This window comes from Mumia sp. Pv4-285 (assembly GCF_041320275.1).
Lineage (GTDB): Bacteria > Actinomycetota > Actinomycetes > Propionibacteriales > Nocardioidaceae > Mumia > Mumia qirimensis.
Genome location: NZ_CP162023.1, coordinates 737,248 through 758,379, shown reverse-complemented (window position 1 = coordinate 758,379; position 21,132 = coordinate 737,248). Strand labels below are relative to the sequence as shown.

General features: G+C 69.1%; 19 protein-coding genes. 1 reads left to right on the top strand and 18 read right to left on the bottom strand.

Translation table 11 applies throughout. From position 1 onward, the window contains the following. Nucleotides 1-57: 57 nt before the first annotated feature. From AB3M34_RS03620 to AB3M34_RS03575, 10 genes are all read right to left on the bottom strand, one after another. Nucleotides 58-1,308, bottom strand: coding sequence for an ABC transporter substrate-binding protein (locus AB3M34_RS03620; RefSeq protein WP_370617718.1), 1,251 nt, complete (start codon nt 1,306-1,308; stop codon nt 58-60). Nucleotides 1,309-1,364: 56 nt separating this feature from the next. Further along, the gene (locus AB3M34_RS03615) at nt 1,365-2,537 is read right to left on the bottom strand and encodes a branched-chain amino acid ABC transporter permease (protein ID WP_370617717.1); all 1,173 of its coding nucleotides are present in this window, start codon (nt 2,535-2,537) and stop codon (nt 1,365-1,367) included. Beyond that, nucleotides 2,530-3,417, bottom strand: a complete 888-nt coding sequence (locus AB3M34_RS03610) for a branched-chain amino acid ABC transporter permease (protein WP_370617716.1) — start codon at nt 3,415-3,417, stop codon at nt 2,530-2,532. The genes AB3M34_RS03615 and AB3M34_RS03610 overlap by 8 nt, the downstream gene beginning before the upstream one ends. Further along, nucleotides 3,414-4,256 (bottom strand): ABC transporter ATP-binding protein, encoded by an 843-nt coding sequence (locus AB3M34_RS03605; RefSeq protein WP_370617715.1) that lies wholly within the window; start codon nt 4,254-4,256, stop codon nt 3,414-3,416. Before AB3M34_RS03605 ends, AB3M34_RS03610 begins: the two co-directional genes overlap by 4 nt. After that, nucleotides 4,253-5,077, bottom strand: coding sequence for an ABC transporter ATP-binding protein (locus AB3M34_RS03600; RefSeq protein WP_370617714.1), 825 nt, complete (start codon nt 5,075-5,077; stop codon nt 4,253-4,255). The genes AB3M34_RS03605 and AB3M34_RS03600 overlap by 4 nt, the downstream gene beginning before the upstream one ends. A 200-nt stretch (nt 5,078-5,277) precedes the next feature. Then, a complete protein-coding gene (locus AB3M34_RS03595; protein WP_370617713.1) occupies nt 5,278-6,432 on the bottom strand; it encodes an acyl-CoA dehydrogenase family protein in 1,155 nt (384 codons plus the stop codon). An 8-nt stretch (nt 6,433-6,440) separates the two neighbouring features. Beyond that, nucleotides 6,441-7,244 (bottom strand): SDR family NAD(P)-dependent oxidoreductase, encoded by an 804-nt coding sequence (locus AB3M34_RS03590; protein WP_370617712.1) that lies wholly within the window; start codon nt 7,242-7,244, stop codon nt 6,441-6,443. A gap of 44 nt (nt 7,245-7,288) precedes the next feature. Continuing rightward, nucleotides 7,289-8,365 carry a zinc-binding dehydrogenase gene (locus AB3M34_RS03585; protein WP_370617711.1) on the bottom strand — a complete coding sequence of 359 codons (1,077 nt, stop codon included), beginning with the start codon at nt 8,363-8,365 and terminating at the stop codon, nt 7,289-7,291. Nucleotides 8,366-8,399: 34 nt separating this feature from the next. After that, nucleotides 8,400-9,854, bottom strand: a complete 1,455-nt coding sequence (locus AB3M34_RS03580) for an aldehyde dehydrogenase (protein WP_370617710.1) — start codon at nt 9,852-9,854, stop codon at nt 8,400-8,402. Next, on the bottom strand, nt 9,851-11,017 hold the full coding sequence (locus AB3M34_RS03575) for a thiolase family protein (RefSeq protein WP_370617709.1): 1,167 nt from the start codon (nt 11,015-11,017) through the stop codon (nt 9,851-9,853). The genes AB3M34_RS03580 and AB3M34_RS03575 overlap by 4 nt, the downstream gene beginning before the upstream one ends. A 258-nt stretch (nt 11,018-11,275) precedes the next feature. On the opposite strand from AB3M34_RS03575, the gene AB3M34_RS03570 reads away from it, so the two are divergent. After that, entirely contained in the window at nt 11,276-12,997 is a 1,722-nt protein-coding gene (locus AB3M34_RS03570; RefSeq protein WP_370617708.1) for a class I adenylate-forming enzyme family protein, read from the top strand. Nucleotides 12,998-13,047: 50 nt separating this feature from the next. Here the strand turns inward: AB3M34_RS03570 and AB3M34_RS03565 are convergent, their stop codons facing one another. Genes AB3M34_RS03565 through AB3M34_RS03530 form a run of 8 tightly spaced genes read right to left on the bottom strand, consistent with a single transcriptional unit; the run spans nt 13,048 to nt 21,022 of the window. Beyond that, nucleotides 13,048-14,247, bottom strand: coding sequence for a TetR/AcrR family transcriptional regulator (locus AB3M34_RS03565; protein ID WP_370617707.1), 1,200 nt, complete (start codon nt 14,245-14,247; stop codon nt 13,048-13,050). Nucleotides 14,248-14,277: 30 nt separating this feature from the next. After that, complete coding sequence (locus tag AB3M34_RS03560; protein ID WP_370617706.1) at nt 14,278-15,843, bottom strand: acyl-CoA synthetase; 1,566 nt, start codon at nt 15,841-15,843, stop codon at nt 14,278-14,280. A gap of 33 nt (nt 15,844-15,876) precedes the next feature. Continuing rightward, on the bottom strand, nt 15,877-17,034 hold the full coding sequence (locus tag AB3M34_RS03555; protein WP_370617705.1) for an acyl-CoA dehydrogenase family protein: 1,158 nt from the start codon (nt 17,032-17,034) through the stop codon (nt 15,877-15,879). A 22-nt stretch (nt 17,035-17,056) separates the two neighbouring features. After that, the gene (locus AB3M34_RS03550; protein ID WP_370617704.1) at nt 17,057-17,437 is read right to left on the bottom strand and encodes a MaoC/PaaZ C-terminal domain-containing protein; all 381 of its coding nucleotides are present in this window, start codon (nt 17,435-17,437) and stop codon (nt 17,057-17,059) included. 3 nt (nt 17,438-17,440) lie between these two features. Further along, on the bottom strand, nt 17,441-18,241 hold the full coding sequence (locus tag AB3M34_RS03545; RefSeq protein ID WP_370617703.1) for an SDR family NAD(P)-dependent oxidoreductase: 801 nt from the start codon (nt 18,239-18,241) through the stop codon (nt 17,441-17,443). 27 nt (nt 18,242-18,268) lie between these two features. Continuing rightward, on the bottom strand, nt 18,269-19,390 hold the full coding sequence (locus tag AB3M34_RS03540) for a CaiB/BaiF CoA transferase family protein (RefSeq protein ID WP_370617702.1): 1,122 nt from the start codon (nt 19,388-19,390) through the stop codon (nt 18,269-18,271). After that, entirely contained in the window at nt 19,387-19,845 is a 459-nt protein-coding gene (locus AB3M34_RS03535) for a MaoC family dehydratase N-terminal domain-containing protein (protein WP_370617701.1), read from the bottom strand. Before AB3M34_RS03535 ends, AB3M34_RS03540 begins: the two co-directional genes overlap by 4 nt. Before the next feature lie 10 nt (nt 19,846-19,855). Next, nucleotides 19,856-21,022 carry a thiolase family protein gene (locus AB3M34_RS03530; RefSeq protein ID WP_370617700.1) on the bottom strand — a complete coding sequence of 389 codons (1,167 nt, stop codon included), beginning with the start codon at nt 21,020-21,022 and terminating at the stop codon, nt 19,856-19,858. Nucleotides 21,023-21,132 lie beyond the last annotated feature (110 nt).

Below are 21,132 nucleotides of genomic sequence, written 5' to 3'. Positions count from 1 at the left end.
GCGCTCGTTGCCGGGAGGCGCGACGCAGGTGCGCGCGCCTCCCGGCAACGAACTGCCTCAGCCCTTCGACGCGAGGTAGTCCTCGACGGAGGGGTCTGTCATGCCTTCGTCGAGGTCGGTGATCCCGCCGACGGCAGCCTTCGACGGCTTCTGGAGGAACGTCGTCGTGCTCGGCGGCAGTTCGGGGCTGGTGAAGTCGAGCGTCGTGCCGACCCCGCTGTTGAAGTCCGGAAGCTTGCGGAGGGCGGCGGTGATGCCCTCACGCGAGAGGTCCTCCGACGTGCATGCGCCCTCGAGGGCGGCGACCATCATCCGCATCAGCGTGCCGCCCTGCAGCGTTGCCGACTCGGGCTTGCCCTCCGGGTTCGCGGCTGTGTAGTCGGCGATGAACTTCTTGACCTCGGGGACGTCGGAGTTCGGACCGGCCGCAGGCGACGCGATCAGGAGCATCTTCTCCAGCGCGGGCGCTGCCGGTGTGCCGAGCAGCTGGACGGCCCACCCGACGGAGTTCGTCAGCACGGGCACGCGGAGTCCGGTGGCCGCCGAGACGCCGACGAACGATGCGGTGGCCGGCGGGAGGACTGTCATGAGTACGGCCTTGACACCGGCGGCCTTGAGGGCGGACACCTGGGGTGTCAGGTCCGTCGCAGTGGGTGCGACCTGCTGCTCGACGATCTCGAGGCCGAGGTTCTTCGCGGCGAAGGTCGAACCCTCGAGCGCATTAGCCCCCGCCTCGCCCTCGACGAACACGTGGCCTACTTTGTCGCCCTTCTTGAGCCCGGCCTGCTTCGCGAGGACGGTGAGGCCGTTGATCATGTCGATGTCGTAGGTGCTGCCGGGGATCTGGATGTGCTCGTACCCCAGGAGGTCGGCGGAGAACCCGCCGACGAGGGTGAGCATCTCATCGGCCTCGATGCTGTCCACGAGAGCAGCGGTCGGTGCCGAGCCGAGAAGCTGGGAGATGCCGGCGACGTCGCCCTTGATCTCGTTGTACGCCGCGACCGCGCGTTGCGGGTCCAGCGCGGTGTCGCGCACCTCGAGCTCAAGATCGCGGTCGCAGATGCCGCCGTCGGCATTGACCTGGTCGACGATGAGCTGCTGACCCTCGAGCACGGACGTCCCCAGCGAGGCACCCGGGCCGCTGGCCACGGTGAGGGCACCGAGCGTGATAGTCGAGTCTGTTACTCCGGGACCGGTCTTGATGCCGTCCGAACCTTGCTCCGCACCGGCCTCGCTCTTGGTGCTGCAACCGGAAAGCGCGAGCGCGATCGCTGCCGCCGCGATTCCTGTCTTCTTGAAGTTGTTCACGGATACTCCTTGATGATGTGCGCACACCACGGGCGTGGGATGCGGGGGGGTCTTCTTCAGGACGACGTGGGGCCACCGCGGGATCGTCGGCGACGACGGCGGGCCGAGATCGCACGGGGGATCGCCGCGAGGCCGCCGGGCGCGAAGATCATCACGATGAGGATCGCTGCGCCGTACAGATAGTTGGAGGCCTCGACGGGGAGGATGCCCTGCTCGATGGACCCCGCCGGTACGACGAGCGGGAGGTGCGTGGCGTAGTGGCCGATGACGTGCGGGAGGGACGAGACGAAGACCGCCCCGACGATCGCGCCGCCGACCGAGCCGAGCCCGCCGATGACGATCATGGCGAGGAAGTTGACCGAGACCATGATACCGAAGGAGTCCGGGACGATCCGTTCGTAGGTGAGCCCGAGCAGAGCACCGGCTGCTCCGGCGTACATCGACGAGACCGTGAACGCAGCGGCACGGTAGCGCGCGACGGGAACGCCCATGACGGACGCGGCGATCTCGCTGTCCCGCAGCGCACCGAGCGCCCGACCCGACCGCCCGCGCAGCAGGTTGTGTGCTAGGAACCAGGCGATCGCCACGATGATCAGCCCGAAGTACCAGAGGCGCTCGAGGCGGTCGAACGGGACACCCATGACCAGCAGTTGCGCGGCTCCGGAGTCGGCCAGCGGGAACCCGAGGACCTCCATCGCCGGGACGCGTCGCCCGTTGAAGCCGCCGGTGACGGACTTCGCGTTGAGCAGCACGTGCTGGCCGACGTAGACCAGGGCGAGCGTCGCGACACCGAGGTAGAGACCGCGGAGCCGTCCGGAGATCGGGCTGAAGAGGACACCGGCGAGTCCGGCGGCCAGCACAGCGAGGACGAAGGCGACCAGCGGCGGCGCATTCAGCCCGGAGAGGTCGAGCGTGCCGGCACGCCCGGCGTCGCCGGCGAACCAGGCGTAGCCGTACGCGCCGACGGCGAGGAAGAACGAGTGCCCGAGCGACAGCTGGCCCGCCGTCCCGAGGAGGATGTTGAGGCCGATCGCGCCCACGGCGGCTGACATCGCGAACAGTCCGATCTGGAGCCAGAAGGACGACACGTAGAGCGGGAGCGCGAGCAGCACGAGCGCTCCGCCGACGAAGGTCGCGGCTCGTCCCCACCGGCGGCTCGACGGAGCGGGCGACTTCGTGGCGGGCGTGGCGACGGTCGTGGTCGCGGGTGGTGCGACGGTGTCAGACACGGGTGCTCTCCTTCGTGCCGAGCAGGCCCTGCGGCCTGACGAGCAGGACGGCGACCATCACGACGTAGGGGGCCAGGACGGGGAGGCCGGACCCGAGTGCGGTGAGGTGGCTCTGATAGGTCGCGGCGGCCGCCTCGGTGATCCCGATCGCGAGGCTCCCGAGCAGGGCCCCTGCAGGGTTGCCCATCCCGCCGATGATCGCGGCGGGGAAGCACGCGAGAGCGATGAGACCGGTCGACTGGTCCAGTCCCTGGCTCGGGAAGGCTGCGATGAACACCGCAGCGACCGCAGCGAGGGCGCCGGCGATCGCCCATCCGGAGAGCTCGAGGCGCCCCTGCCGGACCCCCATCAGCGCGGCCGCTTCGCGATCCATCGACGACGCACGCATCGCGAGCCCCCAGCGGGTGAATCGGAAGGCTAGGAAGAACAGCCCGATCAGAGCACTGGCGATGAGGAGCGAGGCGAGGCGGGTCTGAGCGACCGTGACCCCACCGAGCTCGACGACGTCCGACCCCCACGGGTCGCCGAGGCTGAGCACGTCGATGCCGATCTGGCGGGCGAGTTCGGCGGTGAGGAGGATGTTGAAGCCGATCGTCATGATCGCGAGCGTCGCGACGTCGTGACGACGCGACGCACGCAGGATCATCGCCTCGACCAGCGCCAACCCTGCCGTCGCCAGCGCGGCGACGACGACCGCCAGCCAGAACCCAAGCGGGTCGTGGAGGCGGGCGACGACGAGGCCGCCAAAGACGATGAGCGATCCGTGAGCGAAGTTCATCGCGTGCGAGGCGCGGAAGATGACGGTGAAGCCGAGGGCGACCAGGGCGTACACCGAGCTGAGAGCCAGCCCGTTCATCAGCATCTGGGCGAGAGTGGTCACTGCTCCTCCTCGTGTTCAGGCGTACGTCCGCTGCCGAGGTAGGCGCGTACGACCTCCGGGTCGTTCTGCACCTCGTCCGGTCGGCCGGCGGCGATCCGTCGCCCGAAGTCGAGGACCGTGACGTCGTCTGCCAGTCGCATCACGAGCCCCATGTCGTGCTCGACGAGGAGGATCGACAGGTCGAGCGTCGACCGGACCTGCTCGATCGTCTGGGCCATCGCGGCGCGCTCGGCAGTGTTCATGCCGGCGACCGGCTCGTCGAGCATCAGCAGCCGCGGCTCCATGCACAGCGCCCGGGCAAGCTCGACCCGCTTGCGGTCGCCGTACGGCAGTGCCGCCACCGGCGCGTCGAACACCGCGCCCAGACCGACGAACTGCGCGATCTCACGGGCACGTGCGCGGTGGCGGCGCTGCTCTGTTGTCGCGAGCGGCAGGCGGAGGGCAGTCGCGACGAAACCGGCGCGCGTGATCGTGTGCCGTCCGAGCATGAGGTTGTCGGCGACCGTCCCTCGGGTGAGGACGATGTTCTGGAATGTCCGCGCGACGCCGAGCGCGGCGATCCGGTGCGGACGCAGGCTGGTGAGCTCGTTGTCGCCGAGGTGCACGCTGCCAGAGGTCGCTTCGTAGACGCCGGAGACGACGTTGAAGCAGGTCGACTTGCCGGCGCCGTTGGGACCGATGAGCCCATGGACGGTCCCCGGGCGGACGGTGAAGCTCACCGCGTCAAGCGCGACGAGGCCGGCGAAGCGGACGGTGAGGTCGGAGACGATCAAGGGCGGGTTCTCGTCGGCGCGCCGGGACGAGGCGGCCCGATCGACCGTCTGGCTCGTCGATGTCATCGGATCCACCGCTCCAGCGGCGCGGCCGCGCCGGCCAGGACGGCCCCCGTATCGTCCGTGAGCTCCTCGGGGATCTCGCCGAGGTAGAGCCTGCGCACCTCGTCCGACGCGGCGAGGTCGGACGAGGCACCCTGCAGCCGGACCCGCCCCACGTCGAGGACGTACGCGTGGTCGGCCAGCTCGAGCGCCAGCGCGGCGTTCTGCTCGACGAGGAGGACGCCGACGCCCTGCTGGTTGATGATCGCGATGATGTCGGCGATCCGCTCGACCATCTGAGGCGCAAGACCCAAGGATGGCTCGTCGAGCAGGAGGAGCTCGGGATCCGCCATCAGCGCGCGCCCCATGGCGAGCATCTGCTGCTCGCCGCCGGACAGCAGCCCTGCTGCCTGGGCGCGGCGGTCGGCCAGTCGGGGGAAGAGGTCGAAGACCCGCTCCTTGGCCTGTGCCGTGGCTCGCTTGGACCGTCCGCGCACGCCGAGCTCGCCGGCGCGCAGATTCTCGTCGATGGACATGTCCGCGAACACACGCCGGCCCTCGGGGACCTGGACGATGCCGCGGCGCACCGGGACGCTCGGATCGGAGCCACGCAGCGTCTCGCCACCGAAGGTGATGGTCCCGCTGTCGATTGCCCCCGAATGGAGCGGGAGGGTGCCCGAGACCGCACGTAGCAGCGTCGACTTGCCGGCGCCGTTGGCCCCGAGGAGTGCGACGACGCCTGAGGCGGGCACCTCGAGATCCACGCCGCGCAGCGCCCGGACGGACCGCCCGTAGCTGACGCGGATGTCGCGCAGCACGAGTGCTCTTCCGTTGGTCGTCGTCATCTCATCGCCTCTCGGTGGTTATCGACGCTTAACTTAGTTTGTCGTAGACCTTTGATGTCAAGGGTTTGTATTGAATCGTTGAGGCTACTTATTGGACACATCTGACGCTCCGGTGATCTCGCACGGGTATGCCGACACGCCTCGGCAGCGGATCGGACGGCCGAGGTACGCAGATGCTTGTCGGGTCTAGACGGCGGGCGTCACAGTCCGAGGTCCTTGGCGATGATCGTCTTCATGACCTCGCTGGTTCCGCCGTAGATGCGGGTGACCCGTGTATCGGCGTACAGACGCGCGATCGGGTACTCGAGCATGTAGCCGTACCCCCCGTGCAACTGCAGGCACTTGTCGATGACACGGCCGGCGACCTCGGTGCAGAACAGCTTGATCTTCGCGGCGTCTGCACCGGTCAGCTCGCCACGCTCATCCAGCTCGAGCCCGCGATCCAGCAGCGCCGTCGCCGCCTCGACCTCGGTGGCGCACTCGGCGAGCACGAACTTGGTGTTCTGGAATGCCGCGACAGGCTTGTCGAAGACCCGCCGCTCGAGGGTGTACGCGCGCGCTTGCTCGATCGCCGCGCGTGCGGCGGCGACAGTCGTCACCCCGATGGCGAGGCGCTCGCGAGGCAGGTTCTGCCCGAGGTAGGAGAAGCCCTGCCCTTCCTCGCCCAAGAGGTTCTCGGCGGGAACGTGAACATCGGTGAACGACAGCTCGTTGGTGTCGGCGGCCTGCTGGCCGAGCTTGCGGAGCTTGCGACCGAACCCGAAGCCCTCGCTGGCGGTGTCGACGACGAGGAGCGACAGGCCGGACCGCCGATCGTCGGAACTGGCAGGCGAGGTCCGCGCCACCACGACGACGAGCTCGGAGTTACGCGCCCCCGTGATGAAGGTCTTCGCCCCGTTGAGCACGTAGTGGGACCCGTCCTCGGAGCGCCTAGCCGTCGTCCGGATGCCGGCCAGGTCCGACCCGGTCCCCGGCTCGGTCATCGCGATGGCAAAGGTGATGTCTCCGGAGGCGATCCCGGGAAACCATCGGGCCCGCTGATTAGCGTTCGCGAGTCGGAGGAGGTACGGGAGCACGATCCCGGCGGTGACGCCGAAGTGGCCCAGGATCACGCCAGCGCGACCCGCCTCCTCGAGCACCACCGCCTGGTACGTGAAGCTCGTCGGTCCGGCGCCGCCGTACTCCTCGGGGATGTCGAACCCCATCACCCCGAGGTCGCCGAGCTTGCGGAAGAGCTCGCGTGGCGCGCCCTTCTCAAGCCACGTGTCGTACTCCGGGAGGACCTCCTTCTCGATGAACGCTCGGACGGTCTGCCGAAACGCCTCGTGGTCGGCGTCGAAGACGGTGCGTTGCATGGCTCTCCTCAGCGCTGTCCGCCGTCGACGACCAGGCACTGGGCGTTGACGTAGTCGGACTCGGGCGTGCACAGCAGGTAGACGGCACCGGCGGCTTCGACGGGCGTGCCCGGCCTGCCGAAGGGGATGGTGCGCGCGGCCATCGCTGCACGGTCCGGGTTGATGCCGACCTTGATCTTGCGTCCCTCGATCTCCACGAAGGCGTCGTCGCCCGCGACTGCCTCGGTCATCCGGGTGAGGATGAAGCCGTACGCCACCGCGTTGACGTTCACCTTGTAGCGGCCCCATTCCTTCGCCATCGTCTTCGTCAACCCGATGACTCCCGCCTTCGCGGCCGAGTAGTTGGCCTGCCCTGGGTTGCCGAAGACCCCCGAGACGGACGAGACGTTGACGACCTTTCGGTGGTGGTCGACCGGGTGCTCCTTGAACCAGGGTTGCGCGGCGCGCAGTATCTGGAACGGCGCTTTGAGGTGCACGTCGACGATGGCGTCCCACTGCTCGTCGGTCATCTTCTGGATCACGGTGTCCCAGGTGTAGCCGGCGTTGTTGACGATGATGTCGAGGCCGCCGAACGACTCGGTCGCCGTCTGCACGAAGCGCTCGGCGAACCCGTCCTCGACCACCGAGCCCGCACAGACCACGGCGTTGCCGCCGGCCGCCTTGATGTCAGCCGCGGTCTGCTCCGCAGGATCCGGGTCGAGATCGTTCACGACCACCGACGCACCCTCGCGCGCCAGCTTGAGCGCGATCTCACGACCGATGCCGCGGCCCGATCCGGAGACGATCGCGACCTTCTCTTCCAGCGTTCCCATGAGTGACTGGCCTTTCGTAGGTGGAAGCGAACGACGTCGCGTGGTCACGCGAGGTCGATGACGGTGCGCAAGGCCTCACCGGTGTGCATCTGGCGGATCGCTTCGTTGATGCCGTCCAGGGGCACGTGGTGGGTGATCATCGACTCGAGGTCGATCTGCCCCTCCCGCCAGAGGTCGATGATGCGGGCGTAGGTTCGGCGTACGTCGGTCCCGCCGTAGAACGACGGCAGCAGCCGCTTCTCGTTGAACACCAGCTCGGCCATGGTCAGGTCCGGCAGGTCGGTGGACGATCCCGCGCCGACCAGGCACACGGTCCCGCCCATGCGCGCTGCGTCGTAGGCCGCCCGGAGAGTCGAGGGCTTGCCGACAGCCTCGAACGCGTAGTCGAATCCCCGCCGACCGGTGATGCGCTTGGTCGCGCCGGCGAGCTCCTCGGGGGCGATCGCCTCGGTCGCGCCGAGCTTGAGCGCCCACTCGCGACGGTTCGGTGTCGGGTCCACCGCGAGGATCGTCGAAGCACCGGCAACTTTCGCGCCCTGAACGATGCTGATCCCGACACCGCCGAGCCCGACGACCACGACGGTCGAGCCGGCCGCGACCTGAGCGGTGTTGAGGGCGGCACCGATGCCCGTCGTCACGCCGCACCCGATGAGCGCGGCGACGTCGTACGGCACGTCGTCGGGGATGGGGATCGCTGCGTACGCGGCGACTACGATCTCGTCGGCGAACGTCCCTTTCCCGAGCATGCCCGGGAGAGGCGCACCGTCGAGGGTGAAGTTCGGGACGGCGAGGTCGCGGTATCCCGCGCGGCAGAGGTGCCCGTCGCCGGCTCGGCAGGCCGAGCAGGCGTCGCACGGCGGCATCCAGCAGACGATGACGCGATCGCCCGGAGCGACGTGGGTGACCCCGTCACCGATCTCGAGGACCTCTCCGGCTCCTTCGTGTCCGGGCACGAACGGGGCGGGATGCTGGAGCACGCCGTTCATCGCCGACACGTCGGAGTGGCACAGCCCGGCGCGGTGGAGTCGGATGCGGACCCGGCCGGGTCCGAAGGAGGTGGTCGCGACCTCGCGGACGTCGAGCGACTCGTGGCCGGTCTGGTGGAGGACTGCTGCACGCATCGGAGATTCCTCTGCTCGTGGGTGGATCGTCGGGTCAGGCGCCGACGCGCGGGAGGTGAACCGTCTTGGTCTCGAAGTACGCCGCGAGACCCTCGGGGCCGTACTCGCGACCGATCCCGGAGTGCTTGTAGCCACCGAACGGGGCGGCGACGTCGAAGCGGACGCAGTTGACGGCGTACGTCCCGGTGCGGATGCGGCGCGCGATCTCGACCCCGTGGTCGACGTCGCCGGCCCACACGGTCCCGGACAGCCCAAAGTCGGAGTCGTTGGCGATTCGGATCGCCTCCTCCTCGTCGCGGTAGCGGATCAGGCACACGACGGGTCCGAAGATCTCCTCGCGGGCGATTCTCATCGCGTTGTCGACTTCGCCGAAGAGGGTCGGCTCGACGTACCAGCCCGTAGGCTGGTCAGCCGGGACGCCGCCGCCGGTGAGGAGGGTCGCGCCCTCGTCGATCCCGGTCTTGACGTAGTCGAGCACCCGCTGCTGCTGGGCCGCGCTGACCATCGGACCGACCATCGTCGCGGGGTCGGACGGGTCACCGACGGCGAGCTTGCCGACCGCCGCCGCGAGCATCGCGGCCATCTCGTCGTACCGGCTCTCGGGCAAGAGGATGCGGGTCCGTGCAACGCACGCCTGACCGCTGTTCGGATAGGCGTCGGCGAGGAGAGCCGGGAGGGCAGCGTCAAAGTCCGCGTCCTCGAGCACGATCGCCGCGGACTTGCCACCGAGCTCCAGCGTGATCCGTGTCAGGTTCTCCGACGCTGCAGCCATGATCGCCTTTCCGACGGCGGCAGATCCGGTGAACGCCACCTTGTCGACAGCCGGGTGGGCGACGAGGTAGGCACTGACCTCACGCTCGGCGGGCAGGACGTTGAGGACCCCCGCGGGGAGCCCGGCGGTCGCGCAGACCTCGGCGAGGAGGTAGGCGTCGAGCGGGGTCTGCGGCGCGGGCTTGAGGACGACGGTGCAGCCGGCCAGCAGAGCCGGCGCGACCTTGCCGGCGATGACGAGCTGCGGGACGTTCCACGGGACGACCGCGGCGACGACGCCGACAGGCTCCCGACGGACGAGCAGAGGTCCGGTCAGACCCGGCCGCTCCTCCTCGAGCTCGGTCGACGAGGCCACGGCCAGGGCGGACGCGTACGCCGCGACCGCGCTCAGCGCCTGGCCACGCACAGCGAAGCTCATCGGTGAGCCGTTCTGCGCGGATACGAGAGCGGCGAGCTCCCGGTGACGGGCGGCAAGCTCGTCCTTGATCCGCGTCACGACCTCGATGCGCTCGGCCATCGTCATCCGCGGCCAAGGACCGTGGTCGAACGCCTCACGCGCAGCCGCGAGCGCCCGGTCGACGTCGTCGGACGTGGCACTCGGCACGCGGGCGATGGTCTGCTCGGTGTGCGGGGAGACGACGTCGATCGTCGCGGTCCCCGTGGAGCGGACCCAAGCACCGTCGATGAAGACGGTGTCGCGCACGTCGACGGCGGTCATCGGACGAGCTCGAGGATCGTCGCGTTGGCCATGCCGCCGCCCTCGCACATCGACTGAAGCCCGTACGCGATGCCGTTGTCGGACATGTGGTGCACGAGCGTGGTCATCAGCCGCGCGCCCGAGCCGCCGATGGGGTGCCCGATCGCCATCGCGCCGCCGTTGGGGTTCATGCGGGCGTAGTCGGCGCCGGTCTCGCGCAGCCAGGCAAGGGTGACCGATGCGAAGGCCTCGTTGATCTCGTACGCCCCGATGTCGTCGAGCGACAACCCGGCCCGCTTGAGGGCCTTGGCGGTGGCCGGGATCGGCCCCTTCAGCATCGTCACCGGGTCGGTTCCGGCGAGGACGGCGGTGTGGATGCGAGCGATCGGCGTCCAGCCGTACTGCTTGGCGATCTCGCTCGTGGTGACGAGCAGTCCCGCGGCGCCGTCTGAGACCTGCGACGCGTTGCCGGCAGTGATGCTGCCGCCCTCGCGGAACGCGGGGCGCAACGCGCCGAGCGTCTCCATCGACGAGCCGCGGCGAACTCCTTCGTCGGCCTTGAACTCGATCTGTGTCCCGTCGGGGGTCGTCACGGGGACCGGCGCGAGCTGCGCCTCGAACCGTCCCTCGTCGATCGCTGACGCCGCGCGGGCGTGCGAGTCGAGGGCGTGCTGATCCATCTCTGTCCGAGTGATGCCGTACTCGTCGGCGATCATCTGCGCACCCGTCCCCTGATGGAACGGGACGCCGTAACGTGCCTCGACCAGCGGGCCGAACGGCACGCCGAAGCGCTCGTCGCTGCGGGTCGCGCCGAGGGGTACGGCGCTCATCACCTCGACGCCGCCGGCGACCGCGATGTCGTACTGGCCGGAGATGACGCCGGCGGCCGCCTGGTGCACCGCCTGCTGCGACGACCCACATTGCCGGTCGACGGTGACACCGGGGACCGACTCGGGCCACCCGGCCGCCAGGACCGCGGCTCGACCGATGCACCCGGACTGCATCCCGACGGTTCCCGCGCATCCCCACACCACGTCGTCGACGAGGGCAGGCTCCAGGCCGGTTCGCGCGACCAACGCGTTGAGCACGTGCGCGGACAACGTGGCGGCATGCACCTGGGACAGGGCCCCACCGCGCTTGCCCACGGGTGTGCGTACGGCATCGACGATCACGGCGTCTCGCATGACTCTCCTTCGGACGGTCCTGGAAGTACGTGGACGCTCGGGCAGGTGGCCCGCTCGGTGCTCGTAAGTTAATCTTCCATAACCATCATGTCAAGCCACGCAAGTCGCCGGATTGCGCCCAGTTGCCTGTTGCAACGGGACTCGGCCGCGTCAGAAGTGAAGGTGACGAAACCTTCATCGACCTGATGAAACTCTAGACACATTCGTTATGGGGGATTAACTTAGCCCTGTGACGACCGACACACCCTAGGAGTTCCCTTGTCCAGCGCCCCCCGTCCCCAGTCCGACATCGAGACCAGCCCCCGCCAGGACGGCTTGGCCTCACCCTGGCTCCGAGGCATGCCGCGCTCACTGACCTACCCGTCCGTCGGGATCGACGCCCTTCTCTCCGGCGCCGCCCGGGCGTACCCGCAACGCGTCGCGCTGCAGGACGGCGCGACGACGTTCACCTACCCCGAGCTCGAGGACGCTGCTCGACGCGTCGCCGGAGGCCTGCGGGAGCGGGGCATCCGGCCCGGCGACGCCGTCGCGCTCCATATGCCCAACACGTGGAGCTTCATCGTCGCCTACTACGGCGCGCTGTGTGCCGGTGCGGCCGTCGCGCCCGTCAACCCGGCCCAGCCCATCGATGCCCTGCGGCAGCAGCTCGAGGACGTGGCAGCGAAGGCCGTCGTCACGAGCCCGCTGTGCCTCGACGCCGCCGTCGCGGCACGGACGCCCGAGATCGAGCTGCTCGTGTGCGTGCCCGGCCCGGACAGCGTGGAGCCGGAATCGCTGCCCGCGGACGTCGTCGCGCTGTCCGAGCTGACGGCGAGCGATCCGCTCGACGGCTACGCGGTCGACCCGGACCTCGTGGCCCACCTGCAGCTCACCGGCGGTACGACCGGACGTTCCAAGGCAGTGCGTGTCCTCCACCGCAACCTGGTCGCCAGTGTGGTCCAGAACGCGTGCTGGCGCGCGACCGGACTGGTCGATCTCGACGACCAAGGTGGCCTGAGGATCACGCAGGTTCCCGAGGCCGTCGCCAAGGGCTCTCTCGTCCCCGGCGCCGGCATCTATCTCGCGGTCCCGCCGTTCTTCCACGGGCTCGGGCTGGTCGGTCACAACATCGAGGTGCTGCTCGGCTCAACCGTCGTCGTCCCCGACGGCGGATTCTCGCCCGACGGCTTCCTGTCCGACGTCGAACGCTACGGGGTCACACACATCGTGGGGTCTCCCGCGATGTACTACGCGCTCATGCGCAGCCCCACGATCTCACAGCGCGACCTCTCGAGCGTCTCGCTGCTCGTGTGCGGGGCGGCACCGATCGACACGTCCGCGCTCAAGGCCTTGGGCGACACGTTCGCGAACGCGTTCGTGATCGAGGGCTACGGGCTGAGTGAGGCCACGATGGGCGTGTCGGGCTCCGGCGGCGGGGTCGAGCCGCTCGTCCCTGCGGGAAGCATCGGTGTCCCGTTGTTCGACACCGAGGTGGAGATCCGCGACACCGACGGGCAGGTGCTGCCCGACGGGGTGGTCGGTGAGCTCTGGGTCCGTGGGCCGCAGGTCGCTGACGGCTACGAGGGGCACCCTGAGCTGAGCGCAGCACAGTTCCGCGACGGCTGGCTCGCCACCGGTGACAGCGGACGCTCCGAGGACGGGTTCCTCTACCTCGTGGGACGCTCGAAGGACCTGATCATCTACAAGGGCTACAACGTGTATCCGCAGCCCCTCGAGGAGATCCTCTGCTCCCACCCAGCGGTCTATCAGGCGGCTGTCGTCGGGCAGCACAGCGAGGCCGTGGGCGAGATCCCCGTCGGGTTCGTCGTGCTACGGCCCGGCGCGCAGAGCTACGACGGGCTCGCCGAGGAGATCATGGCGCACCTCGCGGACAAGGTCGCCCCCTACCAGCGGGTGCGCGAGGTCCACGTGCTCGAGGCCCTGCCGGTCACGCCGACCGGCAAGATCCGCAAGGTCGACCTGCGCGAGCGACTCGCCTGACAGGCCGGGCTGGGCCCGGGGCGCACCACGCGGTGCGCTCCGGGCCCGAGCTATGCGTGAGGGTTCTCCAGCAGCGCGAGACAGATCCGGGAGAGCCGGGCAGCAAGGTCCGGGCGGGCGCTCAGGGGCGGTGTCCGGACGACGTTGTCGACGACCGCCAGGGTCGCGAGCACGGTGATCTTGGCGACCTTCGGATCGAGCTCAGGCCTGTCTTGGGTCAGGACGCCGACCCACAGTGCCAGGAAGTCACGCTGTGACTGCCGGCTGGCTCGACGCTGGACTTCGGGCAGCTGGTCGAGCTCGCTGACGAGCACACCGAGAAGATGGCTGTTCTCGATCGCGAAGCCCACGTACGAATCAACGAGCCGGCCAAGGAGGTCGGCGGGATCCTGCGCACGAACGAGAGCCTCCGACGTGGCCGACCGACGTCGCTCACCAGCGCGGAGCACGGCCGCCTCCAGCAGCTCGGTCTTGGTGGTGAAGTGCTTGTAGATGTTCGGTCCTGAGGTGCCCACAGCGGCGCCGATGTCGTCGGTGCTGACCGAACGGAACCCACGTTGGTCGAAGAGGCGGACGGCCTCGTTCAGCAAGGTCTCGCGCATCGACGACGGGAAGCCCTCGATGGCCGGAGCCGGGGGCCGCTCCGGCGCGTTCTCGGGCTCACCGCCGGGGCCGTACAGGTCGCAGGAGACGACCGACTCGCCCAGCGATACAAGCAGGCGCTCGTACGCTCGGCGCGGGATCGTCACCCGGTGGAACGAGACGCTGCTGTAGATCGACGTCGTCGCCCAGGCCAGCAGGCGCGCGTCGTCGGGTGAGAGCTCCGGACGGCGACGCCGGATCAGCTCCGAGACTTTCGACTCGATGAGCGTGAGCTCGTCCCAGAGCTCCGCACGGTCGCTGTCTGCGAGGTGACGCGACTCCCGCTGCCACAGGATCGGTGCCGACCGGCGATCGAGGCAGCGGGCCGCGAACGCCTTCAGCAGCGCCTCGATCGAGCCGGTCGCCGACACCATCTCGTCGGTTCCCTCCATGCTCGCGTGCACGACCGCGCGTAGGAGGTCGTGCTTGTTGCGGAAGTGCCGGTAGAGCGAGGGCGCCGTGATGTCGACGACCGCGGCAACCTCGGCGAGCGAGACATTGTGGTAGCCGCGCTCGGCGAACAGGTCGCCGGCTGCGGTGGTGATCTGCTGGCGACGGTTCGCGGGACGGCGACGGACCGGGACCGGACGCGATGATGCGGTCGTCACGGTCCTCCTCCAGCGCTCGTGCTCACGTCATCAGGACTCATCGGTCACCGACTCTATCCCCGGTGCCGCGCCGGATCTCACAGACCGGCGCCGAAGCTCGCGCTTGAGCACCTTGCCCGCGGATGACAGCGGGAGCGCATCCACGATGTCGACCTGCCGCGGCGCCTTGTACGCCGCGATTCTCCCGCGCACGTGAGCGACGAGCTCGTCGGGGGACGCCGAACGACGGTCGTGCAGCACGACTGCGGCGTGGACGACCTCGCCCCACTCCTCGTCGGGGACGCCGAAGACGGCGCACCCCGCGACGGCGGGATGGTCGGCGAGCGCGTTCTCCACTTCGCTCGAGTACACGTTCTCCCCGCCGGAGATGATCATGTCTTTCAGGCGGTCGACGAGGAAGAGGTAGCCGCCGGAATCCAGATAGCCGAGGTCACCGGTGTGCATCCAGCCGTCCTGGACAGCGTCCGCCGTCAGATCTGGTCGCCCCCAGTAGCCGAGCATGAGCTGGTCCCCGCGGACGACGACCTGCCCGATCTCGCCCAGTGGAACCTCCTGGCCAACCTCGTCGACCACGCGGATCTCCAGCTGCGGCACGCCCCGGCCGACCGATCGCAGGCGTCGACCTCGACAGCGGTGATCCTCGCGTCCCAGCATCGTGACGGTGCCGGTCTCAGTCATGCCGTATCCCTGAACGAACCCGCTGTTGGGGAAGGCCTCGAGCGCTCGGGCGAGCAGCGCCTCCGAGATGGGCGACGCGCCGTACCCGAGCGTGTGCAGGCTCCGCAGGTCGTACGACGCGAGGTCAGGATGGTCGACCACCCGTTGGAGCATCGTGGGCACGAGAGTCGTCCGCGTGACTCGGTGTCGGGCGATCGCCGCGAGCACCGCGACGGGGTCGAACGCGCGCAGGAAGACGAAGCTGCCACCGACCAGCTGTTGTGTGATCCACCCCTGGATCGCCGCGATGTGGAACAAGGGGGCCACAACGAGGTTGACCCCGCCGGGCACGCTCGTCGGTTCGGCGACCTGCGCCGTGAGGGCAGACGTGACCAGTCCGCGGTGGCTGACCATCACCCCTTTGGGGTGCCCGGTGGTCCCCCCGGTGTAGAGCACGGCGGCAAGGGCGTCGTCTCCGCGACGCCGGTCCTCGATCGGCTCGGCCGCGCTGATCAGCTCCTCGTACCCGACCATCCCGTCGGGCGCCTCGCCCTCGCCGCAGTACACGACCAGCAGGTCGAGCCGTCGTACCGCCGGGTGTGCGAGGACCCCAAGGAACTCGTCATCGACGAAGAGCACCCGCGAGCCGCAGTCAGCGAGCGAATACGCGATCTCGGCTGCGCTCCAGCGGACGTTGACGGGATTGATCGCGGCTCCGCACCACCACGTCGCGAGGAAGACCTCGTGGTGGCGGTCGGAGTTGGCCGCGAGGACGGAGACACGATCGCCTTCCTCGACGCCGAGCTCACCCAGTCCGCCCGCGAGGTGCGCGACACGGTCGGCGACCTCGCGGGCGGTGCGGACACGATCACCGCAGCGGGTGAGCGGCGCGTCGGGTGCGCTCACTACGGTTTGGTGCAGCGCATGGGTGAGGTGCATTGCGCTCCTACGCGGCCGTCGCGACCGAGGTGCTCACAGCCCCATGTCCTTGGCGATGATCGTCTTCATGACCTCGCTCGTACCACCGTAGATCCGCTGGACACGGGTGTCGGCGTAGAGGCGGGCGATCGGGTACTCGAGCATGTAGCCGTAGCCGCCGTGCAGCTGGAGGCATCGGTCGATGACGCGCTGAGACGTCTCCGTGCAGAACAGCTTGATCCGCGCGGCGTCCGCGGCGGTAAGCGTGCCCGCCTCGTCGAGCGCGAGGCCCCAGTCGACCATCAGCTGCGCGGCCAGGACGTCGGTGTCGCAGGCCGCGAGCTCGAACTTCGTGTTCTGGAAGGTCGCAACGGTGCGCCCGAAAACCTCGCGCTGCTCGACGTAGGCCTGCGCGTGGCTGATGGCGCTCTGTGCCATCGACACTGCGCCGACGGCGATCGCCAGCCGCTCACGCGGAAGGTTCTGGCCCAGGTAGGAGAAGCCCCGATCCTGCTCGCCGAGGAGGTTCTCGGCCGGGACCAGCACGTCGGTGAACGACAGCTCGTTGGTGTCGCTCGCACGCAGGCCGAGCTTGTCGAGCTTGCGCCCGAACGCGAAGCCCTCGGTATCGATCGGGACGACCAGCAGGCTGAGCCCGAATCGGCGGTCGTCGGCGGTGGCGGGCGACGTCCGCGCGACGACCACGCACAGCTCGGAGTTCAGGGCGCCGGTGATGAACGTCTTCGCACCGTTGAGGACATAGTGGCGTCCGTCCTCGCTCAGCCGCGCGGTCGTACGGATCCCCGCGAGGTCCGAGCCCGTGCCCGGCTCCGTCATCGCGATGCACAGCATGGTCTCGCCCGAGGCGATTCCTGGGAGCCAGCGCTGCTTCTGCTCCTCGGTCGCGAGCCGAAGGAGGTACGGCAAGACGATGCCGATACTGACCGAGTAGTGCCCGATCCCGACTGCGGCGCGGTTCGCCTCCTCGGTCAGGATCGCTTGGTACTTGTAGCTGGTCGGGCCGGCTCCGCCGAGCTCTTCGGGAATGTCGAACCCGGTCGCGCCGAGGTCGGCGAGCTTGGTGAACAGGTCGCGCGGGACCCTGCCGGCCTCCATCCAGGACTCGAAGTGGGGAGTCACCTCCTTGGCGATGAACGTACGGACGGTCTGGCGGAAGGCCTCTTGGTCGTCGTCGTAGACGGTGCGCTTCATGGTTTCCTTCGAGGTCGATAGGTCAGTCGAGTGAGACGGCGGCGTTGCCGACGAGGGTGTCCGTGCCGTCGGTGAGCGTCACGCGGAGGTCGACGTAGGCGATGCCGTCCTCGATCGCCGTCACCGTGCCGGAGCAGGTCGGCTCGGCGTGCACGGGCGTGATCGCGGCGAACCGCACGCCGTACGAGCGGATCCGCTCCTGCGGCAACCAGCTCGTGAGCAGGCCCGCGAGGTAGGCCATCGAGAGCATGCCGTGGGCGAACACGTCGTCGATGCCGACCGCACGGCACGCGTCGATGTCGATGTGGACGGGGTTGTGGTCTCCGGACGCGCCCGCGTAGAGGGCGAGCGTGCTCCTCGTGATCTCGGGGGCCTCGAGGACATGGGTGTCACCGACCTTCATGGCTCACACCCGCCCGCCGTCGACGACGAGGCACTGCGCGTTGACGTAGTCGGACTCCGGCGCGCACAGCAGGTAGACGGCGCCAGCAGCCTCCTGCGGTGTGCCGCCCCGGCCGAGCGGGATCATCTTCTCGATCGTCTCGAGGCGTTCGGCGCGGACGCCGACCTTGATGTCTCGACCGTCGATCGTGAGGGTCTTGTCGTCCTCGATCGCCTCGGTCATCCGGGTGCGGATGAAGCCGTACGCCACCGCGTTGACGTTGACCCTGTAACGGCCCCATTCCTTGGCGAGGGTCTTGGTGAGCCCGACGAGTCCGGCCTTGGCCGCGGCGTAGTTCGCCTGGCCGGGGTTGCCGAAGACGCCGGAGGTCGACGAGACGTTGACGACTTTGCGGTGGTGGTCGACGGGTTGCTCCTTGAACCACGGCTGGGCGGCGCGCAGTATCCGGAACGGCGCTTTGAGGTTAACGTCGACGATCGTGTCCCACTGCTCGTCGGTCATCTTCTGGATCACGGTGTCCCAGGTGTAGCCGGCGTTGTTGACGATGATGTCGAGGCCACCGAAGGACTCGGTCGCCGTCTGCACGAACCGCTCGGCGAAGCCGTCTTCGACCACCGACCCCGCACAGACCACGGCATTGCCGCCGGCCGCCTTGATGTCAGCCGCGGTCTGCTCCGCCGGATCGGGGTCGAGGTCGTTCACCACGACCGACGCGCCCTCGCGCGCCAGCTTGAGCGCGATCTCACGACCGATGCCACGGCCGGACCCCGACACGAGGGCGACCCTTCCGTCGAGCGTTCCCATGAGTTCTCCTTCTGCTGTCTGAGGTGTTCAGTGGCGTGAGACGTCTACGCCGAGCTCGGCGAGGATCCGTTCGGTGTCCGCCCCGACGAGTGGAGCCGCACGCGGCGCGTCGCTCGGCGTACCGAGGAACCGCGGCGCGGGGTTGGGTTGGACGTGACCGTCCTCGAGAGGGCTGAACGTGCCTCGGGCCTGGTTGTGCGGGTGGTCCGCGGCCTCGGTGAGCGAGAGCACCGGCGAGACGCACGCCGCCTGTCCCTCGAAGGCCTCGGCCCACGCGTCACGTGAGCGCGAGGCGAAGAGACCGGCGAGGCGGCGAGCCATTTCCGGCCAGGCTTCGCGATCGTGCTGCTTCGCGAACGCCGGGTCCTCGGTCAGCCCAAGGACCCGGAGCATCGCGGCGTAGAACTGGGGCTCCACGCAGCCGACGGCCACGAAACGATCGTCCGAGCACCGGTACGCGCGGTAGAACGGCGCTCCCCCGTCGAAGAGGTTCGTGCCGCGGTCATCGGTCCAGCGGCCGCGAGCGCGCAGGCCGTGGACAAGCGCGAGCTGGACGGCGGTCCCGTCCGTCATCGCCGCGTCGACGACCTGGCCTAGCCCACTCACCCGTGCCTGGTAGAGCGCGGTGGTGATGCCGAGCGCGAGGAGCATGCCGCCGCCGCCCATGTCGCCGACGAGATTCAGCGGGACCGCCGGGACGTCGTCGGCAGGTCCGAAAGCGCCGAGCGCGCCCGCGACGGCGATGTAGTTGATGTCGTGACCCGGCTCTTGCGCGAGCGGTCCATCCTGACCCCAGCCCGTCATCCGGCCGTAGACGAGCCGCGCGTTCCGAGCGAGGCACGCGTCAGGGCCGAGACCGAGCCGCTCTGTGACGCCGGGACGGAAGCCCTCGATCAGCGCGTCGGCGGTGTCGATCAGCCGGGCGGCGACCTCGATGTCGTGGGGATCCTTGAGGTCCAGCGTGATCGACCGCCGGTTCCGGTGCAGGACCGGGTGCGCCGACGGCTGGCCCGCGTCGGCTGGTCGGTCGATGCGGATCACCTCGGCGCCCTGGTCGGCGAGCAACATTCCGCAGAACGGCCCGGGACCGATGCCACCGAGCTCGATCACCCTGACACCGGCGAGGGGCCCCCGCGCCGTGGCGATCACGACGCGACCGCTGCGGGCTCGCGGATCACGGCGGTGGAGCGGAGGGTCGCGATGGGCTCGCCGTCGCGTGTCACCTCCGTCGTCCGCACCAAGAACTGGAGCGCGCCGCCCTTCTTGGAGTAGACGTCGCTGACGTGCGTGGCGAAGCTCAGCACGTCGCCGGCATAGGCCATCGCGTGGTAGTCGAAGGCCTGCTCGCCGTGCAGGATCGTCCGGGGGTCGATCCCGAGCGTCGTGTAGAGGGCGAACGGCTCGGGGGTTTCCATGTTCAGGCAGAACAGGAAGGTGGGCGGAACTGGGAGGTCCGGGTGCCCGGCCGCTCGTGCCTGCTCGACGTCGGAGTAGACCGGGTCCCTCTGACCGGTCGCTTTCGCGAAGAACCGCAGTCGGCCGCGCTCCACCTCGGCGGTGTGCTCCGGCACGCGGGTGCCGATGATCTGATCGTCCAGGGTCACGGTGTCGTCCTCACAGGAGCTCGAAGATGGTGGCGTTGGCCATGCCGCCCGCCTCGCACATCGCCTGGAGCCCGTATCGAGTGCCGGTGTCGCGCAGGTGGTGGAGGAGGGTCGTAGTGATGCGGGCACCGGACGCGCCGAGGGGGTGGCCGATGGCCATCGCGCCCCCGAGCGGGTTCAGCCTCGCGTAGTCGGCCCCGGTCTCGGCCAGCCACGCGAGCGTCACCGGCGCGAAGGCCTCATTGATCTCGAAGACCCCGATGTCGTCGAGGACGAGCCCTGCCCGCTGGAGGACCTTCGCCGTGGCGGGGATGGGGCCGAGGGCCATCGTGACGGGATCGGCACCGGCGAGAGCGACAGTGTGGACTCTCGCCATCGGGGTCCAGCCTCGCTGGGCGGCGATCTCAGGAGTCGTGACCAGAAGGGCCGCGGCACCGTCGGATATCTGCGACGAGTTGCCGGCGCTCACGCGCCCGCCCTCTCGGAACGGCGTCGCCAGACCGGCGAGCCGTTCGAGGGTCCCGCCCCGACGGACGCCTTCGTCGGTGTCGAAGAGGAAGGACGTCCCGTCCTCGCGCACTACCTCCACCGCGGCGATCTGATCCTTGAACCGCCCTTCGTCGATCGCGGCAGCCGCGCGGGCGTGGGAGTCCAGGGCGTGCTGATCGAGGTCGGCGCGCGTGAGCCCATATCGTTCGGCGATCAGCTCGGCCCCGACGCCCTGATTGAACTCGACGTGGTCGTAGCGCTCGAGGACGGCCGGGCCGAATGGCTTCCCGCACCCGGGGACCGTGTGGCTGGACCCCATCGGCACACGAGACATGCTCTCCACGCCGCCGGCGACCGCGATGTCGTAGTGACCAGCCGCGACACCGGCGGCAGCGAAGTGCACCGCCTGCTGCGACGAGCCGCACGCCCGGTTCACGGTGACCCCCGGGACAGACTCTGGCCAGCCGGCGGCGAGGGCGGCGAAGCGACCGACGCCGCCGGCCTGCTCACCGGCCTGTGTGACACAGCCCCAGACGACGTCGTCGACCTCGGCGGGATCCAGCCCCGTGCGTCGCGCGAGGGAGGTGAGCACGTGGGCAGACAGGTCGACCGGGTGGATGTCGGCCAACGCGCCGCCGCGCTTGCCGACCGGGGTGCGCACGGCATCGACGATCACGGCATCCGTCATGGTTCCTCCTAGGGTTGCGTAGGTCATGATTGCTCGTCTCGCGTGGATAGTCAAGATTCACTTAGGGAGCATTCCGACTTGTTATTTCAGCATCGCACGGCCTATCGTAC